The organism is Streptomyces sp. NPDC047000 (genome assembly GCF_040644295.1).
GTDB lineage: Bacteria > Actinomycetota > Actinomycetes > Streptomycetales > Streptomycetaceae > Streptomyces.
In genome coordinates, this window is the sequence record NZ_JBEYWE010000028.1 from 91,717 (window position 1) to 109,028 (window position 17,312).

Genomic DNA, 17,312 nt, shown 5'->3' on the forward strand with positions numbered 1-17,312 from the left:
GTCCGGTCCCCGCCCGGATCGGCGCCCCGCGCCCCTCACCCCTCCCGCGTCCGCACCGTCGCGCCCAGCGGACGCGCCAGGCCGGTCACCGCCTCGTCCAGGCGCTGGAGATGCCGCAGGACGCGGTCGGTGACCCTGCCGTAGCGCGGGGAGCGGTACGAACCCGCGCCCAGCAGCGACGCGATGCTCGGGCCGGTCTCCACCACCGCCGGGGTGCGTCCGTCCGTGACCTGGGCCGTGACCGCCGCGATGTTCCCGCGGATACGGCGGCCCGCCTCACCGAGCCGGGGGTCGGCGGCGACGGAGGTGCTGCCGGGCAGCAGCTCGGCGGTCGCGGCCAGCGAGCGGGCGTGGTAGGCGCAGGTGTCCAGGAGCGCCACGACGTAGCGCGCGGTGTCGCGGCGGGCCCGCAGCGGGGTGATCGGGTGGGTCAGGGGCTGGGTGGAGGCCCGCAGCTCGGCCAGCGCCTGGTCCAGCTCACGGGCGAGGTCCAGCAGGTCCCGGTGCGGGCCCCCGCTCAGCTGGTCGAGCGCCGCGTCCGTGACGTCGGCGAGCCGGGCGAGGACCTCGGCGAGCAGCTCGTCGGTACGGCGGTCGGTGCGCACCGGAAGGATCACCGCCGCCGCGAGCACCCCGCAGGCCGCGCCCAGCGCCGTCTCCTCGATCCGCAGCACCAGCACGGACATGCTGTAGGTGTTGAGGAGCGTGTAGAGCAGACCGAGCGCCGCCGTGACGAAGAACGACATCAGCGTGTACGACAGCGGCGCCGTGTAGAACATCGCGAACACGAACACCAGCATCAGCGCGAACGCCGTCACCGTGTGATGGCCGACCAGCCCGGCCAGCCCGAGGCCCGCCACCACCCCTAGCACGGTCCCCAGCAGCCGCCGGTAGCCCTTGACCAGGATCTCCCCGGTGGACGAGGTGTTGATGAAGACGATCCAGCAGGTCAGCACCGCCCAGTACCAGCGCTGCGAGGACAGCAGCTCACCGCCCGCGATGGCGAGCGCCGAACCCGCGGCCACCTGCACGGCGGCCCGTGTGGTGGGGCGCTCGAGCCCGCGCGGCCCGGATTCCTCCGGCTCGCTCTCCGGCGCGCCCGCGATGGCGGCGTCCTCCGCGTCGAGCTCCTCGCGGGAACGCGCCGTCGCCGGCGTGTCGTCGGACTCGTCCTGCGGGCCGTCCAGGGCGATCCGCAGGCCGAGGACGGCGCGCGCGGTCTCGCCGACGCCGCGGAAGACGTCCTGCACGGCGGGCGGGGCGTCGGGCAGGTTCTCGTCGTCGCGGTAGCCGAGCAGCCGGTTGCGCACCCGGGCGAGGCCCGTGCCCAGCTCCGCGGACACCGGCCGCAGCACCAGCAGCCGCAGCGCGGCCAGGTCCCGGCGCAGCACGGCGACGGCCTCCACGGTCCCGCCCGCCTCCCCGGCGGACGGCAGCGCGCCCCCGACGGGCACCGCGGCGCCCGGCAGATGCAGGGTGAGCGTGTCGGTGCGTTCCGCGCTGCGGGACCTCAGCAGCAGGAGACCCAGACGCTCCGCCGCGATCTCCGCGTCCGCCACCCGGCGCTGCACCAGCCGGGCCACCGCCTCGTCCGACGTACCGTCCTCCAGACGTCCCTGGATCATCAGCGCGCTCTCGTGCAGCCGTGCGGTCCTGGTCTGCACGTCCGCCAGAGCCTTCTCCGCGCTCCTGGCGTCCTCCGGCCCCGCGTCGAGAAGCGCCGACTGGGCGGCCAGCAACTGGGCGAACCGGGCCCGGAAGGCGCGGCGCAGCCGGCCGAGCGTGGCCGTGGGCGACTGGGGGACGAGCACGAACCGCGCCACCGCGCTGCACGCGAACGCGACCGCGATCGCCCCGTACAGCCGGGGCAGCGCGGACACGCTCGCGCCGACGAACAGCGACAGGAAGTACACCTGGAAGCCGATCAGACCCAGCGCGGTGCCCCGGTCGCCGAACCGGCGGCCGTAGACCGCGCCGAAGATCAGCGCGACGAAGAAGACGTCACCGGCGAGCACATGCGGACGCAGCAGCGCGCCGAGGGTGACCGACGCCAGTGCCACCGGCAGACCCAGGGCCAGCGTGACGGCCTGCCGGGACCGTTCCTTCTCCCGGATCGCGAAGGTGGCCACCATGGCGGCCATCGCCCCGGCCACCAGATGCGGTACGTCGGCCCCGGCGAGACTGAGCACCAGCAGGGCGAGCGCGATGGCGGACACCGTGCGCAGTCCCGCCGCGAGCCGCAGCAGACCCGGGTCGGACGCCGCGATCCGGTCCGGCAGATCCGCCCGGACGGGCCGTCGTGCCGCCGCCGCTTCTCCCACTCGCCGTACTCTCTCCCGCCGTCCGTCATGATCCCCGCCAGCATGGCACGCCCCGCCCCGGTCCCGGAGCGCCGGGTCCGTGCGGACCGGCCTCCGGCCCGCCGGCTAGGGATTCCCCTGCTCGGTGGCGGCCAGGTGCTCCCGTACCTGTTCGGGGGACATGTACGCGTCGGTGAACTCGAAGTCCCTGAGCCGGGCCGACTTGCGGGCCTGGAAGCCGGTGCGGACGAAGTCGTCCCCGGCGATCGCGTTGAGCGTCCAGTTCGTCGCGACGCGGATCTTGGCGACGTTGGTGCGCATCGCCGCCCAGTGGTAGCCGCGGGCCGCGAACTGGGCGGGCAGGCCGTGCAGTTCGACGCCGAGCGGTTTGGCCACGGCGTCGTGGCCGCCGAGGTCGACGACCAGACCCAGGTCGGCGTGGAAGTAGCCGCGCAGGGGCTCGCCGCGCAGGGTCGCGATGACGTTGTCGGCGGCCCTGCGGCCCTGCCGCATGGCGTGCTGCGCGGTGGGCGGGCAGATCACGCCCGGCTCGTCCTTGGACTCGTCGGGCACGGCGGCCGCGTCGCCGAGCGCGAACACGCCGTCGTGGCCCGGCAGCCGCATCTCGGCGTCCACCGCGAGCCGGCCGCGCACCGTCTCCGCGCCGAGCGTCGCGACCAGCGGGCTCGCCGCCACTCCGGCCGTCCAGATCAGGGTGTGGGTGGGGATCACCCGGCCGTCCGTGAAGGTGACCTCCTCCCGCCCGGCCTTGGCGACGGAGACCCCGAGCGAGATGTCCACACCGCGCCGCCGCAGGATCTGCGACGCGCTGCGGCCCAGCTTCTCGCCCAGCTCGGGCATCAGCTTGGGCGCGATGTCGATCAGATGCCACTTGATGAGCGCCGGGTCGAGCCGCGGATAACGCCTGACCGCCGCATGCGTCAGTTTCTGCAGGCACGCGGCCGTCTCGGTGCCCGCGTACCCGGCGCCGACCACCACGAACTGCAGACGCGCGGCACGCTCGGCCGGGTCGTCGCTGGCGTCGGCCAGGTCGAGCTGGGAGATCACGTGGTCGCGGATGTACGCGGCCTCGGCGAGCGTCTTCAGGCCGAAGGCGTGCTCGGTCAGACCCGGGATGTCGAAGGTGCGGGTCACGCTGCCCGGGGCCAGCACGAGGTAGTCGTAGCGCTCGTTCACCACCTCGTCGGTGATCGTACGGATCACACAGACCTTCGACTTCAGGTCCACGCCGATGGCGCCGCCCGGCAGGATCCGGGTCCGGTAGCGCCTGCTGCGGCGCAGCGACACGGCGATCGACTGCGGGGTCAGGACACCGGAGGCGACCTGGGGCAGCAACGGCAGATAGAGCTGATAGGCGACGGGTGTCACCAGGGTGACGTCGGCTTCGTCCGGGGTGAGTCTGCGTTCCAGCCGGCGCACGCACTCGACTCCCGCGAAGCCCGCGCCGACCACCAGGATCCTCGGTCGTGTCACGGTGTCCATCCTTCCTGCGGCTCCGGGCGGTCTGGTCCGACGCCGTTCGCATGCCCCGCGATCGCCCGCTCGCACCTCTTCGATCCCACCGTGCCGCGCTCCGTCGCGCCAGCCGGGAGGGTCGGGAGGGCCGGGCGGACGCACGCCTGAGCCCAGGATGCCCCCTGCCGGCCGGAACGGCCCGGGCAGACGGGACGGCCCCCGGCGGGCCGGACGCTCCGGGCAGACGGGACTCCTCGGGTGGACCGGATGCTTCGGGGCAGGCCGGATGCCCCGGGCGGACGGGGCGCTCCGGGCGGACCGGACGGCCCGGACAGGCGGGGCGGGCGGGGGACGGGGCGGGTGGGCGCGACGGGGGCGGAAAACCCCGCCCGGAGAGCGCTACGGGGCGCGCACCGGGGAGCGCGCGTCGTAAAGTGCGCGCCATGGCGCACACCGAGCCCCTGACGGGCTTCCAGAAGCGGAACATCGACCCCGAGACCGTGCCGCGGCTGGTCGCCGCCCTCGACCTGCAGGAAGCGAACGACGGAGTGAGGCGGCTGCGCGACTGGTCCTACGAGGCCCTCGCGCCGGGCCTGGGGGAACGGGCCCTCGACATCGGGTCCGGCACCGGCTCGCAGACCCGGATGCTCGCGGCGGCCGTGGGGAGCACCGGGGCGGCCCTCGGGGTGGAACCCAACCCCGGGCTCAGGGCCGTGGCCGAGGAGCGGGCCGCCGCCGTCGGCAGCACCGCCCGCTTCGCCGACGGCGACGCGCTCGCCCTGCCGGCCGCCGACGGCACGGTGGACGTCGTGTGGTGCGAGCGGCTGTTGCAGCACCTCACCGAGCCGGAACGGGCGGTCGCCGAGATGGCCCGTGTGCTGCGGCCCGGCGGACGGGTGGCGCTGATCGACACGGACTGGGCGACCACCGTCCTGCACCCCGGCGACCCCGGCCTCATGGCCGCCCTCGCCTCCGGCGCCCTCACCGGGGCCGCCAACCCCTACTCCGGGCGCCGGCTGGTCGGCCTGCTGTCGGCCGCCGGGTTCGTGATCGACGACCGCGGTTCGCAGTCCCTGCTCCAGGACCACACCTCGGTGGCGTGGCCCCTGATCCGCATGCTCGGCGACTCCGCGGTACGCCGCGGCAGCCTGACCGAGCCGCAGCGTGACACGGCGTACGCCGAGCTGTCCCAGGCCGCCGACCGCGGCGCGCTGCACATGTCGGTGACGATGTTCGGGGTGGTGGCCCACCGCCCGCAGTGACAGGCCCCGCCGGAGCACCGGCAGGGCATGGGCAGGTCACCGGCAGGGCCGGAGCGTCAGGCCGGTGACTCCGTGCGGGCCTCCCGCTGCTCCGCCACGAGGGCCATCGCCTCGTCGAGGGTCTCGGACACCGGCACCGTCAGACTGACGCCGGTCAGCTCCAGCACCCGGCGCACCGCCGGGGTGGGGGCCACCGCGTGGACACCGCCCCCGAGGCCGCGCACCTGCTGGTACGCCCACAGCAGGACGTTCATCCCGGACGAGTCCATGAAGGGGACCGCCGAGAGGTCGAGCAGGAAGTACCGCCTGCCGTGGTCGAGCTGAACGGCCAGGTGGTGCCTGAGCGCGGTCCCGGTGTCGATGTCCAGATACCCGCCGACCTCGAGAAGAGCGACGTCCTCCCCGGGCAGCGTCACTTCCACGGTCAACGGATTCGGGGCATGGGCCACGGACGATCACCCTCTCCTTCGGTACGACGGGCGGTGCGCTCACCGCCCGGGCCCGATTACCCCCTCGCCGCCGTTCCATGCGCACCCGTTCCGGGGAACTTCCCGGGAACGGCTTCCGCGACCCGGATGCCCACGATGCACGTGTCGTCGTCGGTGTCCGACCTGCTGTAGGTGAGCAGCCGGTCCAGCTGCTGGTCCAGGGTGCGCGGGGCGGACCGGGCGGCGGAGAGCAGATGGGCCAGGGACTCCTCGACCGACCGGTCCCGGCGCTCGATCAGCCCGTCGGTGTACATCAGCAGCGTGTCGTCCACCGCCAGCCGGACCTCGCCCTCCTCGTACTGCGCCTGCGGCAGCGCACCGAGCAGCAGACCCTTGACCAGCGGCAGCGCGGTCGCCTCCGGCCCGCGGACCAGCACCGGCGGCAGATGTCCCGCCCTCGCCCAGCGCAGCGTCCGCCCGGCGGGCTCGTACAGCCCGCAGACGGCGGTCGCGGTGACCTCGCCCGTCAGATGGTGCGCCACCAGGTTCAGCCAGGACAGCAGCTGCCCCGGCCCCGCGAGGAGTTGCCGCAGCTCCGGGTCACCCGGAACCGCGTCGGTGACTTCCGCCGTGTCGCTGGTCATGCGCACCCTTTTCCTGCTCCCCAGGAATGTCCGCACCGTGGGCGCACGACGCGCGGATCACGGTCCGGTCGGACGAGAAAATACGTGGCAGGCTAACCGATCCGTTGATCCGTGAACAAAGGGATCTCTCCGGCCCGATGACCGCCGTGACAGTGCCGCGGACCGGCCGGGTTTTCCCTCGGAATACCCCTTGTGATCCGGGGTACTCGTGCATATTTCGCCGCCGTTCCCGGCCGCCTGGCCAGGGAAGGGGCGGCCGGGAACGGCCGTGACCGTGTCTGCCTGCAAAGCTTGCGGCGGACCCACCGGACGGGAGATGGTTGGCCGAGGAAACGATTTCCCCGCATTCCGGAAAGGTGGTGGGCGCGGTACGCCGCGTCCGTGTTCGTGGACACACCCCAGAAAGCTCCCGTCCCACCGTACGGCGTGGCCATGGAGGCCGCGTGGCGAGACGCGCCCTGCCCCGTGCTGATCGCCGGCCCGGGCGGGGAGCTGACCGGGCTCAACGCGCGGGCCGCCGCCCTGCTGTCCGGCGCGGGCGACGGCGCACGGCTCGGCGACGTGGCCCCGGCCTGGATCACCCGGGCCCACCGCCGGCTCGTGGCACGCCCCGGTGACGGCCCGCGGGCGGCGGAGACCGACCGGGCCGTCCACGGACCGGTGGGCGAGCGCATGTTCGCGGCGCACCCCACGCCGATCGCCGACGGCACGGTGATGTGGTGGCTGGTCGACGAGACCGACCGCCGGACCGCGGAGGCGGCGCTGGCCGGTCAGCGGCAGCACGCCGCCTTCCTGTCGCTCGTCTCCGGTGTCCTGCTCTCCTCGCTCAACGTGGAACGCTGCATGGACGAGACCGCCCGGCTGGCCGCCACCCACCTCGCGCGGGCCGCGGTCGTCGTCGCGCCGGCCCGCGGGCCCGGCCTTCCCCTCACCTTCTGCGGCGCGGACGGCGCCCCCGCGCACCGCCAGGTCCGGGCGCGCCCGGAGGACGTACCGGGCCTGGCCGACGCCCTGCGCGGCTATCCGCCCGTGCCGTCCCGCTGGATCGACCCGGCCGGCATGCCCTCCTGGATCGTCCCCGAGGACTTCCCCGGTGAGGTCGGTTCGGTGGTGGTCACCCCGCTGCCCGGACACGGTGTGCCGGCCGGCGCCCTCATCCTGCTGCGGCCGGAGGAGCAGCGCTGCTTCACCGAGGACGAGGAGACCCTGGTACGGCAGTTCGCGCTCCGGGCGGGAGCCGCCATGTCGGCGGCCCGCATGTACGCCGACCAGACCGCCATCACCGGCACCCTGATGCGGGAGCTGCTGCCCCCGGACCTGCACACCGTGCACGGCGTCGAGTTCGCGGGCTCCTACCGGCCCTCGGGCGAGAGCGACCGCGTGGGCGGCGACTTCTACGACGTGCATCCCGGTGCCGACGAGGGGCAGGAGACCCTGGCCGTCCTCGGCGACGTCTGCGGCAAGGGTCTCGAAGCCGCCGTGCTCACCGGGAAGATCCGCAACACGCTGCAGGCCGTGCTGCCGATGGCCGACGACCACCAGCGGCTCCTCGGTCTGCTCAACGGCGCCCTGATGAACTCCCGGCACACCCGCTTCGTGACCCTCGTCCTGGCGTCGGTGACCCGCCGCGGCGGCACCGTGGGGCTGCGCCTCACCAGCGCGGGGCATCCCGCGCCGCTGATCCTGCGGTCCGACGGGACCGTCGAGAGGGCGCGCACCCGCGGTTCCCTGGTGGGCGTCTTCGAGGACATCACCTCGACGACCGCCCACGTCGAACTCGCCCCGGGCGAACTGTGCCTGCTCTACACGGACGGCGTCACCGAGGCGCGGGGCGGCCCGCTGGGCGGTGAGCTGTTCGGGCAGCGGAGGCTGGAGGAGGCTCTCGCGCAGTGCGCCGGGATGCCGGCCGAGGCGGTGGTGGAACACATCCGGATGCTCGCCGAGCAGTGGGCCGAACGCGGCAGGCACGACGACATGGCCCTGCTCGCGATCACCGCGCCCCGCCACGCCCATCTGAGCGCCGTGGACGGCCGCACCGCGGGCAGGTACACGGCATGACCGCGAACCCCGCCGCCCCCTCGCCTGCCGTGTCCGCCTCCGTCTCCGCGTCCGCCGGGGCGGAACTCGCCCGCGAGCGGCTGTGGGCCGCCGTGCGCGACGCCGACGAGTACGCCGCCGTCCGGGCCGCCTTCGACGCCGTGGACGCGGGCCTGGACACCGAGGCGCTGCTGCTCGACGTCGTCGCTCCCCTGCAGGCCCGGATCGGCGCCGAATGGGCCGCCGCCCGGATCACGGTCGCCCAGGAACACGCCGCCACGGCGATCCAGGAGCGGGTGCTGGCCGCCCTGGCCCACCGCCGTGCCCCACGGCGCCCCGACGCGCGGGCGCCGCGCGTCACCGTGGTCTGCGTCGACGGCGAATGGCACGCACTGCCCGCCCGGCTGCTGGCGGAGGTGCTGCGCGGCCGGGGCTGGGCGGTCGACTACCTGGGCGCGCACGTCCCCACCCCCCACCTGATAGCGCATCTGCACCGGACGGGCCCCGGGCTGGTCGCGCTGTCCTGTTCGTTCGCGCCCCACCTGCCCCTCGCGCACGCGGCCGTCACGGCCTGCCAGGCGGCCGGTGTCCCGGTGATCACGGGTGGCGCCGCGTTCGGGCCGGACGGCCGGTACGCCCGTGCCTTCGGCGCCGACGGCTGGGCCGCCCAGGCCCGGCAGGCCGCCGTGGTGGCGCAGGGCGTGCGCCGGCCCGATCCGCTGACCCTCCGCGAGACCGTCGACGACCTGCCGCACCTGGCCGACCAGGAGTACACGCTGGTCGCCGGCACCCGGCAGCAACTCGTCAGGGACACGCTCACCCAGCTGGCGGATCTCTTCCCCCCGGTACGGGCCTACACCGACCGGCAGCGGGACCGTACCGCCGAGGACCTCGCCCATGTCGTCGACCACCTGGCCACCGCGCTGTACGTCGACGACGCGGATCTGTTCCGCGGCTTCCTGGAATGGACCGCGGTCGTCCTGACCGCCCGCGGGGTCCCCGCGAGAGCCCTGGACCCGGCACTCGACCTGCTGGGCCGGCAGCTGCAGGACTTCCCCCGGGCCGGACGCATCCTGCGCCTGGGCCGGGAGACGCTCGGACACGTCGACGAAGCGCCGCACGAGGGCGGCCCCGGAGAGACCGTATGACCGCATGGCATCCGTCGCCGCTGACCCTGACCGTCGAGGCCGCTCCCGCGTCCGCGGTGGTGCGTGTCGCCGGCGACCTCGACTACGACACCTGTGCCGAGCTGCTGGCCGCCGTCGCCCCGCTCATCGACCGGTGGCTCGCGGCACCGTCCGCCGCCGCCGAGCTCCGGCTGGACCTCGGCCGGCTCGGCAGTGTCGACTCCTCCGGGCTCTCCGTCCTGCTGCTCATCCGGCGGCGCACCGACGAGGCGCGGGTCCGGCTGCACCTGGACGAACGGCCCGACGCGCTGAACCGTCTCCTGGACGTGACAGGTACCGTCAAGTTCCTCACCGCCGACCGGGACCGCTCCGGTGACCGGCGGGGCCCGCGCACGGGATGAACGCCGGCGTCGGTGTCCCGGGCGTGGCGGACCGGTGCGCGGAGAGCGCCTCCGGGGTGCTCTCCGCCCGGTGGGAGTGGAGAGGGGACGGCGGGGCATCAGATGTACCGCCCGCGGTTCCCGGGTCGTCGAACAAGGAGAGAACGCCGATGCCCGACGAGCGGGAAGCCGCCGTCACCTGGTCGGAGCGCCCGCACGGGTATCTGGTGCGGGTGGCGGGTGACGTGGACGCCGAGAGCGCGCCACGGCTGAGGACGGTGCTGGACGCGGCCGCACGTGCCGCGCGGCCGCGTACCGTCGTCGACCTGTCCCGCGTGCCGTTCGCCGACTCGGCCATCCTGCACGTCCTGCTGGGTGCCCAGCAGGCGCACCGCGACCTCGGTGCGCTGCTGGTGCTGGCGGGGCCGCTCCAGGACGGCGTGGCACGACTGCTCGACGTGACCGGGACCGCCGGTTTCTTCGTCCTCGCCGCCGACGTGGCGTCCGCCATGGAGGTGCCTGCGGCAATGACCGACCGGTGAGGCAGGACGAACGAGGGGACCGGGGCGCCGGGCCGGAGCGGCAGGAACGGCAGGAGCTCGCCGGGCGGCCGGAACCGCTGACCGTGGCCACCGCCGCCCTCGCCCGGGAGTACGCGCGCGACCTGGTGCGGGAACGCTGGGGCCCGGTCCTGGACAGGGCCGGGCAGGAGGATCTCATCGATCTCCAGCTGGTCGTCTCCGAGCTGGTCACCAACGCGGTCCGGCACGGCGCGGGGCTCGCCGGCTTCGAGGCCTGGGCCGTGCCCGGCGGTGTGCGGCTGGCCGTGCACGACAACAGCGACGTCGTCCCCGAGGCGGCCTACGGATCCGGGGCGCTGCCCCTGGAGCACCGCGGCAACGGCTACGGCTGGCCCCTGGTCATCCGGCTGGCCCGGGAGATCAGCGTGGTCCGGCGCCCCGACGGCGGCAAGACCGTCAGCGTGCTCGTGCCCTTCCGCGGTGCCCCGCGACCGTCCGGAGGAGCCGGCCCGGCCCGCTGAGAGCGGCACGGGCCGGAAGGCTCTCACCACGGCAGGAAGACGTGGATGTCCTTGCCGCCGGTGTCGGTGACCACGCTGACCTGGTCGCACAGGGTCTGGATCAGATGCCAGCCGATCCCGCCGCCGCCCCTGCTGGGGTGGAAGGGACGGGGCGCGGGAGGCGCGGTGCTGGTGTCGCGCAGGACGACGTGCACTCCGTCGAAGGTGCGGCGCAGCCGCAGCACGAAGGGACCCGGAGCGTACTGCACGGCGTTGGCCGCGAGTTCCGTCACCACCAGCAGGATGTCGTCCCAGTGCTCGGGCGCCGCCGGCGGGGCGAGGGGCGCCAGTTCACGCAGGAACGCCTCCGCCGCGAGCCGCGCACCCGTCACGTCGTGCAACTCGCCCGCGAAGTCCGCGCTGCGGCTCGGAATGCCGTCGGAAGCCAGTGTGTTCCGTCCCGTGGGGGCTCGCGTGCCATGACGTCCGCCCGGCAGGGCCGGGCATGCCGCCGTCCTTGACCTTCCGCGCCGGAACGTCCGCCGCTCCGCCGCGCTCTCCCCGGCCCCGGTCCTCCGCCGGTGCTCCTCGCCGCCGGTTGTTCCACCGGCACCTGAGCAGGTTCCCAGCAGCGCGCGAGCTACGCGTACCGGCCCGCCCCGTCGTGAGCCGCCCGCCGCCGGCGCCGCGCAGGGGCGCCGGCCGGTACGGACGCCGCTAGCGGAACACGTTGTCGGAGTCGTCCCAGTCGGCCCACTCGCCGGACTCGTCCACCGCCGGCCGGGAGCCGCGGGCCCGGGTCTGGTACATCGCGTCGATCTCGGCGGCGAAGTGCCTCACCACGGCGTCCCTGCGGAGTTTCAGCGACGGCGTCAGCAGCCCGTTCGAGGGGGCGAACGGCTCCGTGAGCACCCGGAACACCCGGATCGACTCGGCCCGCGACACCACGCTGTTCGCCGCCGTCACCGCCCGCGCGATCTCCTCCCGCAGCGCGTTCTCCTCCCGGGCCTCCCGCAGCGGCGTGTCGCCCTGCATCGCCAGCGTCGCCCGCCAGTCCGCGAGGAAGTCTGGGTCCAGTGCGATCAGGGCGCCCACACAGGGCCGGTCGTCACCGACGACGACCGCCTGATGGACCAGCGGATGCATCCGCAGCCGCTGCTCCAGCGCCGCCGGAGCCACACTCGTACCGGTGCTGGTGATGATCACGTCCTTCTTGCGGCCGGTGATGGTCAGATACCCGTCGGTGTCGAGACGCCCCAGGTCACCGGTGGCCAGCCAGCCGCCGTGCAGCACGGCCCTGGTCGCGGCCTCGTCGTTGACGTACCCCTGGAACACCGACGGGCCGCGCACCAGGATCTCCCCGTCCCCGGCGACCTGGATCTCGGTGCCCGGCAGCGCCCGGCCCACGGTCCCCGACTTCTCCCGCCCGACCGGCTGCGCGGTGATGCCGCCGGCGGTTTCGGTGAGCCCGTAGCCGTCGTGCACGAAGATGCCGATGCCCTCGTAGAAGAGGGACAGCTCACGGCTGAGCGGGGAGCCGCCGGACGTGGCGCGGACCACCCTGCCGCCCAGCGCCGCGCGCAGCTTCCGGTAGACCGTCCGCTCGTACAGCGCGTGCTGCAGCCGCAGATCGAGGGCGGGACCGGACCCGCGGCCCAGCCGCTGCCGCTCCAGCGCGGCGGCGAAGTCCCGGGCGGTCTCCGCGGCCCGCTCGAACAGGGGGCCGCGGCCCGACCGGTGGGCGGCGCGCAGATACGTCTTGTAGACCCGCTCGAACAGCGACGGCACTCCGTAGACACAGGTGGGCCGGAAGGACCGCAGCGCCGACGACAGCGCTTCCTCGGTCGTCTCCGGCTCATGGGCCATCAGCAGCCCGCCGCGCACGCACAGCTCCTGGATCATCAGGCCGTACACATGGGAGAACGGCAGGAACGCCAGCACGGACGGCTGCTCGCCCGGCTGTGCGGCGGTGTGCGCCCAGCCCGCGATCAGTGTGTCGCAGGATCCGGCCAGATTGCGGTGGCTGAGCGCGCAGCCCATGGCGCGCCCCGAGGTGCCGGAGGTGTAGGCGACGGCGGCCGTGGCGTCCGGCAGCACGATCCGGCGCAGCGATTCGACGGTGGTGAGCGGTATGTACCTGCCCCGCTCCACGAGCCGCTCCAGCGCCCCGTCGTCCAGCTGCCACACATGCCGCAGCCGCGGCAGCCGGGCGCACACCGTGCCGATGGTCATGGCGCCCTGCTCGTCCTCGACCACCACCGCGACGCAGCAGGCGTCCCGCAGGATCCACTCGACCTGGTCGCGCGCGGCCGAGGGGTGGATCGGGACGAGCTCGGCGCCCACCGCCCACAGCGCGTGGCTGAGCACCGTCCACTCGTAGCGGGTGCGGGCCATGATCGCCACGCGGCTGCCGGGTGTGACCCCGCAGGCGACCAGTCCCTTGGCCACCTCGGCGACCTCGTCCCGCAGCTGCGCGGCGGTCACCTTCTCCCACCCGGTCGCGTCGCCGGTGCGGCGCGCGACCAGCGGCAGCCCGGGCTCACGGGCCGCCCGGTCGAAGAGGCCGTCGGCGAGCCCGCCGGTCAGGGCGGGGATGCCCACAGGGGCGCCTGCCGGAGCGAGGGCGAAGTCGCGCATGCACTGCTCCCGTGGTGTACGGAGTGTGACTCCGCCGAACGTTACCGTGTCGGCAGTGCTCGAATGTAGCCCGGGGGGCGGCAGTTGGGGCCGTGAACGGGTGATCCGGGAGCGTTCCGTGATCTCCTTCCGTCGCTGCGGGGCGGCCGCCGTCACCGTACGTCGGGCGTCAGCCACACCGTGGCGAGCGGCGGCAGGGTGAGACGGATGCCGCCGTTCTCCGTCTTGACCGGGTCCGGGTTGAGGACGTCGCCGCCGCCGTAGCGGGCGGCGTCGGTGTTGAGGATCTCGTTCCAGGCGGGGATGTCGCCGGGGAGCTCCAGCCGGTAGTCGTGGCGGACCGCGGGGGAGAAGTGGGACACCGCGAGCAGCGGGTTGCCGGCGGCGTCGTGGCGCAGGAAGGCGAAGACGTTGTCGTCGGCGGAGTGGCACGCCACCCAGCGGAAGCCGTCCGGGTCGCTGTCCCGCTGCCACAGACAGGGGTGCGCGCGGTAGAGGGAGTTGAGGTCGCGGACCAGGTCGCGCACGCCGCGGTGGTCGCTCTCGGCGCCGTAGGCCGCCTCCAGCAGCCACCAGTCCGGGCCGTGCGCCTCGGACCACTCGGCGCCCTGGGCGAACTCCTGTCCCATGAAGAGGAGTTGCTTGCCGGGGTGGGCCCACATGAAGCCGAGGTAGGCGCGGTGGTCCGCACGCCGCTGCCACCAGTCGCCGGGCATCTTGGAGACCAGCGCCTGCTTGCCGTGCACGACCTCGTCGTGGGAGACGGGCAGCACGTAGTTCTCGCTGTACGCGTACACCATGGCGAAGGTCATCTCATGGTGGTGGTACTTGCGGTGCACCGGCTCGTGGGTCATGTACTGCAACGTGTCGTGCATCCAGCCCATGTTCCACTTCAGCCCGAAGCCCAGGCCCCCGCTGTCCGTCGGCCGGGTCACCCCCTCCCAGGCGGTGGACTCCTCGGCGATGGTGATCACGCCCGGCGCCCTGCGGTACACGGTCGCGTTCATCTCCTGCAGGAACGCCACCGCGTCCAGGTCCTCCCGCCCGCCGAACGCGTTCGGGCTCCACCGGTCCGCCTCGCGCGAGTAGTCGAGGTAGAGCATCGAGGCGACGGCGTCCACCCGCAGCCCGTCGATGTGGAACTCCTCGCACCAGTACACGGCGTTGGCCACCAGGAAGTTGCGCACCTCGGTACGCCCCAGGTCGAACTCGTAGGTCCCCCAGTCGGGATGCTCGGCCCGCCGGTCGTCGCCCGGCTCGTAGAGCGGCTCCCCGTCGAAGCGGGCCAGGGCCCAGTCGTCCTTGGGGAAGTGCGCGGGCACCCAGTCCATGATCACGCCGATGCCCGCCCGGTGCAGGGCGTCGACCAGGTACCGGAAGTCGTCCGGCGGGCCGAGCCGGGAGGTCGGCGCGTAGAAGCCGGTGACCTGGTAACCCCAGGAGCCGCCGAAGGGGTGTTCGGCGACCGGCATCAGCTCGACATGGGTGAAGCCCAGGTCCCTGACGTACGGGGGCAGTTCCTCGGCCAGCTGACGATACGTCAGCCCTGGCCGCCAGGAGGGGAGGTGGACCTCGTAGACCGAGAACGGCGCCTCGTGCACCGGGACGTCCCCGCGGTGCGCGAGCCATTCCGCGTCACCCCACTCGTGGTGCGGGGCGGTCACCACGGACGCCGTGTCCGGGGGGACCTCGGTGCGGCGGGCCATCGGGTCGGCCTTGAGGAAGCGGTCGCCGTGCCGGGAGACGATCTCGAACTTGTAGCGGGTGCCCTCGCCGATGCCGGGCAGGAACAGCTCCCACACCCCGGACGCGCCCATCGACCGCATCGGGAACGCCGTGCCGTCCCAGCAGGTGAAGTCCCCGGCCACCCGCACGCCCCGGGCGTTGGGCGCCCACACGGTGAACCGGGTGCCGGACACGCCCTGATGGGTCATCGGCTCGGCACCCAGCGCCCGCCACAGCTGCTCGTGGCGTCCCTCGCGGATCAGATGCAGATCCAGTTCCCCGAGGGCGGGCAGGAAGCCGTACGGGTCGTGCGTCTCCTGCGGGGCGCCCTCGTCGTACGCGACGCGCAGGGTGTAGGACGGCGGGACCGCGGCGAGCGGCAGGACCACCGAGAACAGGCCGTCGCCCTCGGAGACCAGCGGCGTGGGGCCGCCGTCGACGACGACGTCCACCGCGCGGGCGAAGGGGCGCAGCGTCCGGAAGGCGATGCCGCCGGGCACCGGGTGCGCGCCGAGCAGGGCGTGCGGATCGTGGTGGGCGCCCGACAGCAGCCGCGCGCGGTCGTCGGCGGTGAGCGGCGGGGCGGCGGCCGGGACGGGCCCGGCCGCCTCGGGCGGCGACGTGTCACGCAGGGCCATGGGTTCAGCCTCCTCGGGCGGCGAGGCGTTCGATCGCCGCCATCGGTACGGGAAGCCAGTCGGGGCGGTTCCTGGCCTCGTAGACGACCTCGTAGACCGCCCGGTCGGTCTCATGGGCACGCAGCAGGGCGTGTGTCTCGCGCGGGTCCCAGCCGGCCCGCTCCGCGTAGCCCGCGCAGTACGCCTCCCGGCAGCCGGCCGCCCATTCGGGGTGCCACGGGCGGCGGTGCCGGGCCGCGTAGTCGAAGGAGCGCAGCATTCCCGCGACGTCCCGCACCGGGGACTGGGGCGTGCGCCGTTCGGTGAGCGGGCGGGAGGGTTCGCCCTCGAAGTCGATGACGAACCAGTCGCGCCCGGCCCGCAGCGCCTGCCCGAGGTGCAGGTCGCCGTGGATCCGCTGTGCGGGCGGTCCGCTCGGGCAGCCGGCGAGCGCGGCGAAGGCGGTGTGCAGCCGGGGCACGAACGGCCGCAGTGCCGGTACGGCGTGGGCGGCGGCGTCCAGCCGGGCGGCCATCGCCACCGCCGTGTGCCCGTTCTCCGCGGCGCCGCCGGACGGGAACGCCGTGGCCAGTGCGAGGTGCACGTCGGCGGTGGCCTCGCCGAGCTCGCGTGCGGCGCCGGTGAAGCCGTCGGCGGCGGTCAGCGCCTCCAGGGCGAGGGTCCACCCGTCGAAGGCGCCGGGCAGGAAGGGCTGGAGGACGCCCAGGGTGCCGCCGTGCGGTCCCGTGGTGCTGAACCAGGCGACCGGGGCGGGCACCCGGCCGCAGCCCTGGGCGGCCAGTGCGCCGGGGACCTCGAGGTCCGGGTTGACGCCGGGCTGGATGCGGCGGAACAGCTTGAGGATGAAGGCGTCGCCGTACACCAGCGAGGTGTTGGACTGTTCGGCGGCCAGCAGCCGCGGGGCGAGCCGGCCGGGGATCCGGGCCGCCGGGTCCGCCTCGAAGCGCAGCGGGCCGATCTGGCCGGGACGGCGCAGCCGTTCCAGGAGCAGGGTGGCCGAGCGCGGGTCCTGAAGGGCGTCGTAGACCACCTTGCCGGCCAGCGGTCCCCGGGTGGCGCGGCCGATGAGGGAGCGGGCCAGGCGCGGCGTGAGGTGGTCGCCGACCCCGAGCAGCAGCTGGTAGCAGTCGCCGTTCGGGGGAGCGCCGCCGGGGGCCGGGACCGCGGGCTGCCCGGTGTGGACGAGCAGGTGCAGACAGCCCGGGAACAGCTCGGTCGCCGACAGCACGCCCAGCTCGGTGACGGGCCGGTCCTTGCCGGCGAACCAGCGCTGCCGGGGCAGCCACTCGCGCAGCAGTCCCGCCAGCGAGGTCAGGGGCCCGTCCAGGCCGTGGTTCCTCGGGGCGAGGGTGACGGTCTTCGGCATGGTCACGCGTCCTTTCCTCGGGGCGCGGTCAACGGCGCCGGCCGATGCGGGAGGCGACTCGGGAGAGCCGGAACCAGTAGAAGCCGTGTCCTGCCAGGGTCAGCAGGTACGGCAGCTCTCCGATCGCCGGGAACCGCACCCCGCCGATCAGTTCGACGGGGTGCCGCCCCTCGTAGGCCCGCAGGTCCAGTTCGGTGGGCTGTGCGAACCGGGAGAAGTTGTTGACGCACAGGACGAGGTCGTCCCCGTGTTCGCGGAGGAAGGCGATCAC

The 17,312-nt window shown here is 74.1% G+C and carries 14 protein-coding genes and 1 pseudogene; 6 read left to right on the top strand and 9 right to left on the bottom strand.

All coding sequences use genetic code 11. From position 1 onward, the window contains the following. Window positions 1-35: 35 nt before the first annotated feature. Together ABZ862_RS31655 and ABZ862_RS31660 are read right to left on the bottom strand one after the other, a co-directional pair. A complete protein-coding gene (locus ABZ862_RS31655) occupies window positions 36-2,279 on the bottom strand; it encodes an FUSC family protein (RefSeq protein WP_360965670.1) in 2,244 nt (747 codons plus the stop codon). A 147-nt stretch (window positions 2,280-2,426) separates the two neighbouring features. Then, entirely contained in the window at window positions 2,427-3,803 is a 1,377-nt protein-coding gene (locus ABZ862_RS31660; RefSeq protein ID WP_360965629.1) for an NAD(P)/FAD-dependent oxidoreductase, read from the bottom strand. A gap of 416 nt (window positions 3,804-4,219) precedes the next feature. Here ABZ862_RS31660 and ABZ862_RS31665 point away from each other — a divergent pair, with 416 nt between their 5' ends. Then, window positions 4,220-5,038: a methyltransferase domain-containing protein gene (locus ABZ862_RS31665; RefSeq protein WP_360965632.1), complete on the top strand. Its 819-nt coding sequence runs from the start codon at window positions 4,220-4,222 to the stop codon at window positions 5,036-5,038. Between the two features lie 56 nt (window positions 5,039-5,094). On the opposite strand, the gene ABZ862_RS31670 is transcribed toward ABZ862_RS31665, so the two are convergent. Together ABZ862_RS31670 and ABZ862_RS31675 are read right to left on the bottom strand one after the other, a co-directional pair. Next, entirely contained in the window at window positions 5,095-5,487 is a 393-nt protein-coding gene (locus tag ABZ862_RS31670) for an STAS domain-containing protein (RefSeq protein ID WP_360965635.1), read from the bottom strand. 119 nt (window positions 5,488-5,606) lie between these two features. Then, window positions 5,607-6,044 (bottom strand): annotated as a pseudogene (locus ABZ862_RS31675) (PP2C family protein-serine/threonine phosphatase); the annotation flags it as partial. Window positions 6,045-6,542: 498 nt separating this feature from the next. Here ABZ862_RS31675 and ABZ862_RS31680 point away from each other — a divergent pair. The 5 genes from ABZ862_RS31680 to ABZ862_RS31700 all read left to right on the top strand — a co-directional run bounded on the left by ABZ862_RS31680 (window position 6,543) and on the right by ABZ862_RS31700 (window position 10,696). Further along, window positions 6,543-8,168, top strand: a complete 1,626-nt coding sequence (locus tag ABZ862_RS31680; protein ID WP_360965638.1) for a SpoIIE family protein phosphatase — start codon at window positions 6,543-6,545, stop codon at window positions 8,166-8,168. Beyond that, window positions 8,165-9,295, top strand: a complete 1,131-nt coding sequence (locus tag ABZ862_RS31685) for a cobalamin-dependent protein (protein ID WP_360965640.1) — start codon at window positions 8,165-8,167, stop codon at window positions 9,293-9,295. The genes ABZ862_RS31680 and ABZ862_RS31685 overlap by 4 nt, the downstream gene beginning before the upstream one ends. Further along, window positions 9,292-9,675, top strand: coding sequence for an STAS domain-containing protein (locus ABZ862_RS31690; RefSeq protein ID WP_360965643.1), 384 nt, complete (start codon window positions 9,292-9,294; stop codon window positions 9,673-9,675). The genes ABZ862_RS31685 and ABZ862_RS31690 overlap by 4 nt, the downstream gene beginning before the upstream one ends. 149 nt (window positions 9,676-9,824) lie before the next feature. Beyond that, entirely contained in the window at window positions 9,825-10,196 is a 372-nt protein-coding gene (locus tag ABZ862_RS31695) for an STAS domain-containing protein (RefSeq protein WP_360965646.1), read from the top strand. Further along, complete coding sequence (locus ABZ862_RS31700) at window positions 10,193-10,696, top strand: ATP-binding protein (RefSeq protein WP_360965649.1); 504 nt, start codon at window positions 10,193-10,195, stop codon at window positions 10,694-10,696. The genes ABZ862_RS31695 and ABZ862_RS31700 overlap by 4 nt, the downstream gene beginning before the upstream one ends. Before the next feature lie 23 nt (window positions 10,697-10,719). On the opposite strand, the gene ABZ862_RS31705 is transcribed toward ABZ862_RS31700, so the two are convergent. From ABZ862_RS31705 to ABZ862_RS31725, 5 genes are all read right to left on the bottom strand, one after another. Next, complete coding sequence (locus ABZ862_RS31705; protein ID WP_360965672.1) at window positions 10,720-11,124, bottom strand: ATP-binding protein; 405 nt, start codon at window positions 11,122-11,124, stop codon at window positions 10,720-10,722. Between the two features lie 268 nt (window positions 11,125-11,392). Next, on the bottom strand, window positions 11,393-13,312 hold the full coding sequence (locus ABZ862_RS31710; protein WP_360965652.1) for an AMP-dependent synthetase/ligase: 1,920 nt from the start codon (window positions 13,310-13,312) through the stop codon (window positions 11,393-11,395). Window positions 13,313-13,464: 152 nt separating this feature from the next. Then, entirely contained in the window at window positions 13,465-15,675 is a 2,211-nt protein-coding gene (glgB, locus tag ABZ862_RS31715) for a 1,4-alpha-glucan branching enzyme (RefSeq protein WP_360965655.1), read from the bottom strand. Between the two features lie 4 nt (window positions 15,676-15,679). Further along, complete coding sequence (locus tag ABZ862_RS31720) at window positions 15,680-17,041, bottom strand: maltokinase (RefSeq protein ID WP_360965675.1); 1,362 nt, start codon at window positions 17,039-17,041, stop codon at window positions 15,680-15,682. A gap of 28 nt (window positions 17,042-17,069) precedes the next feature. After that, window positions 17,070-17,312 (bottom strand): alpha-glucosidase C-terminal domain-containing protein (locus ABZ862_RS31725; protein ID WP_360965658.1); only part of this gene is annotated, 243 nt, incomplete at its 5' end.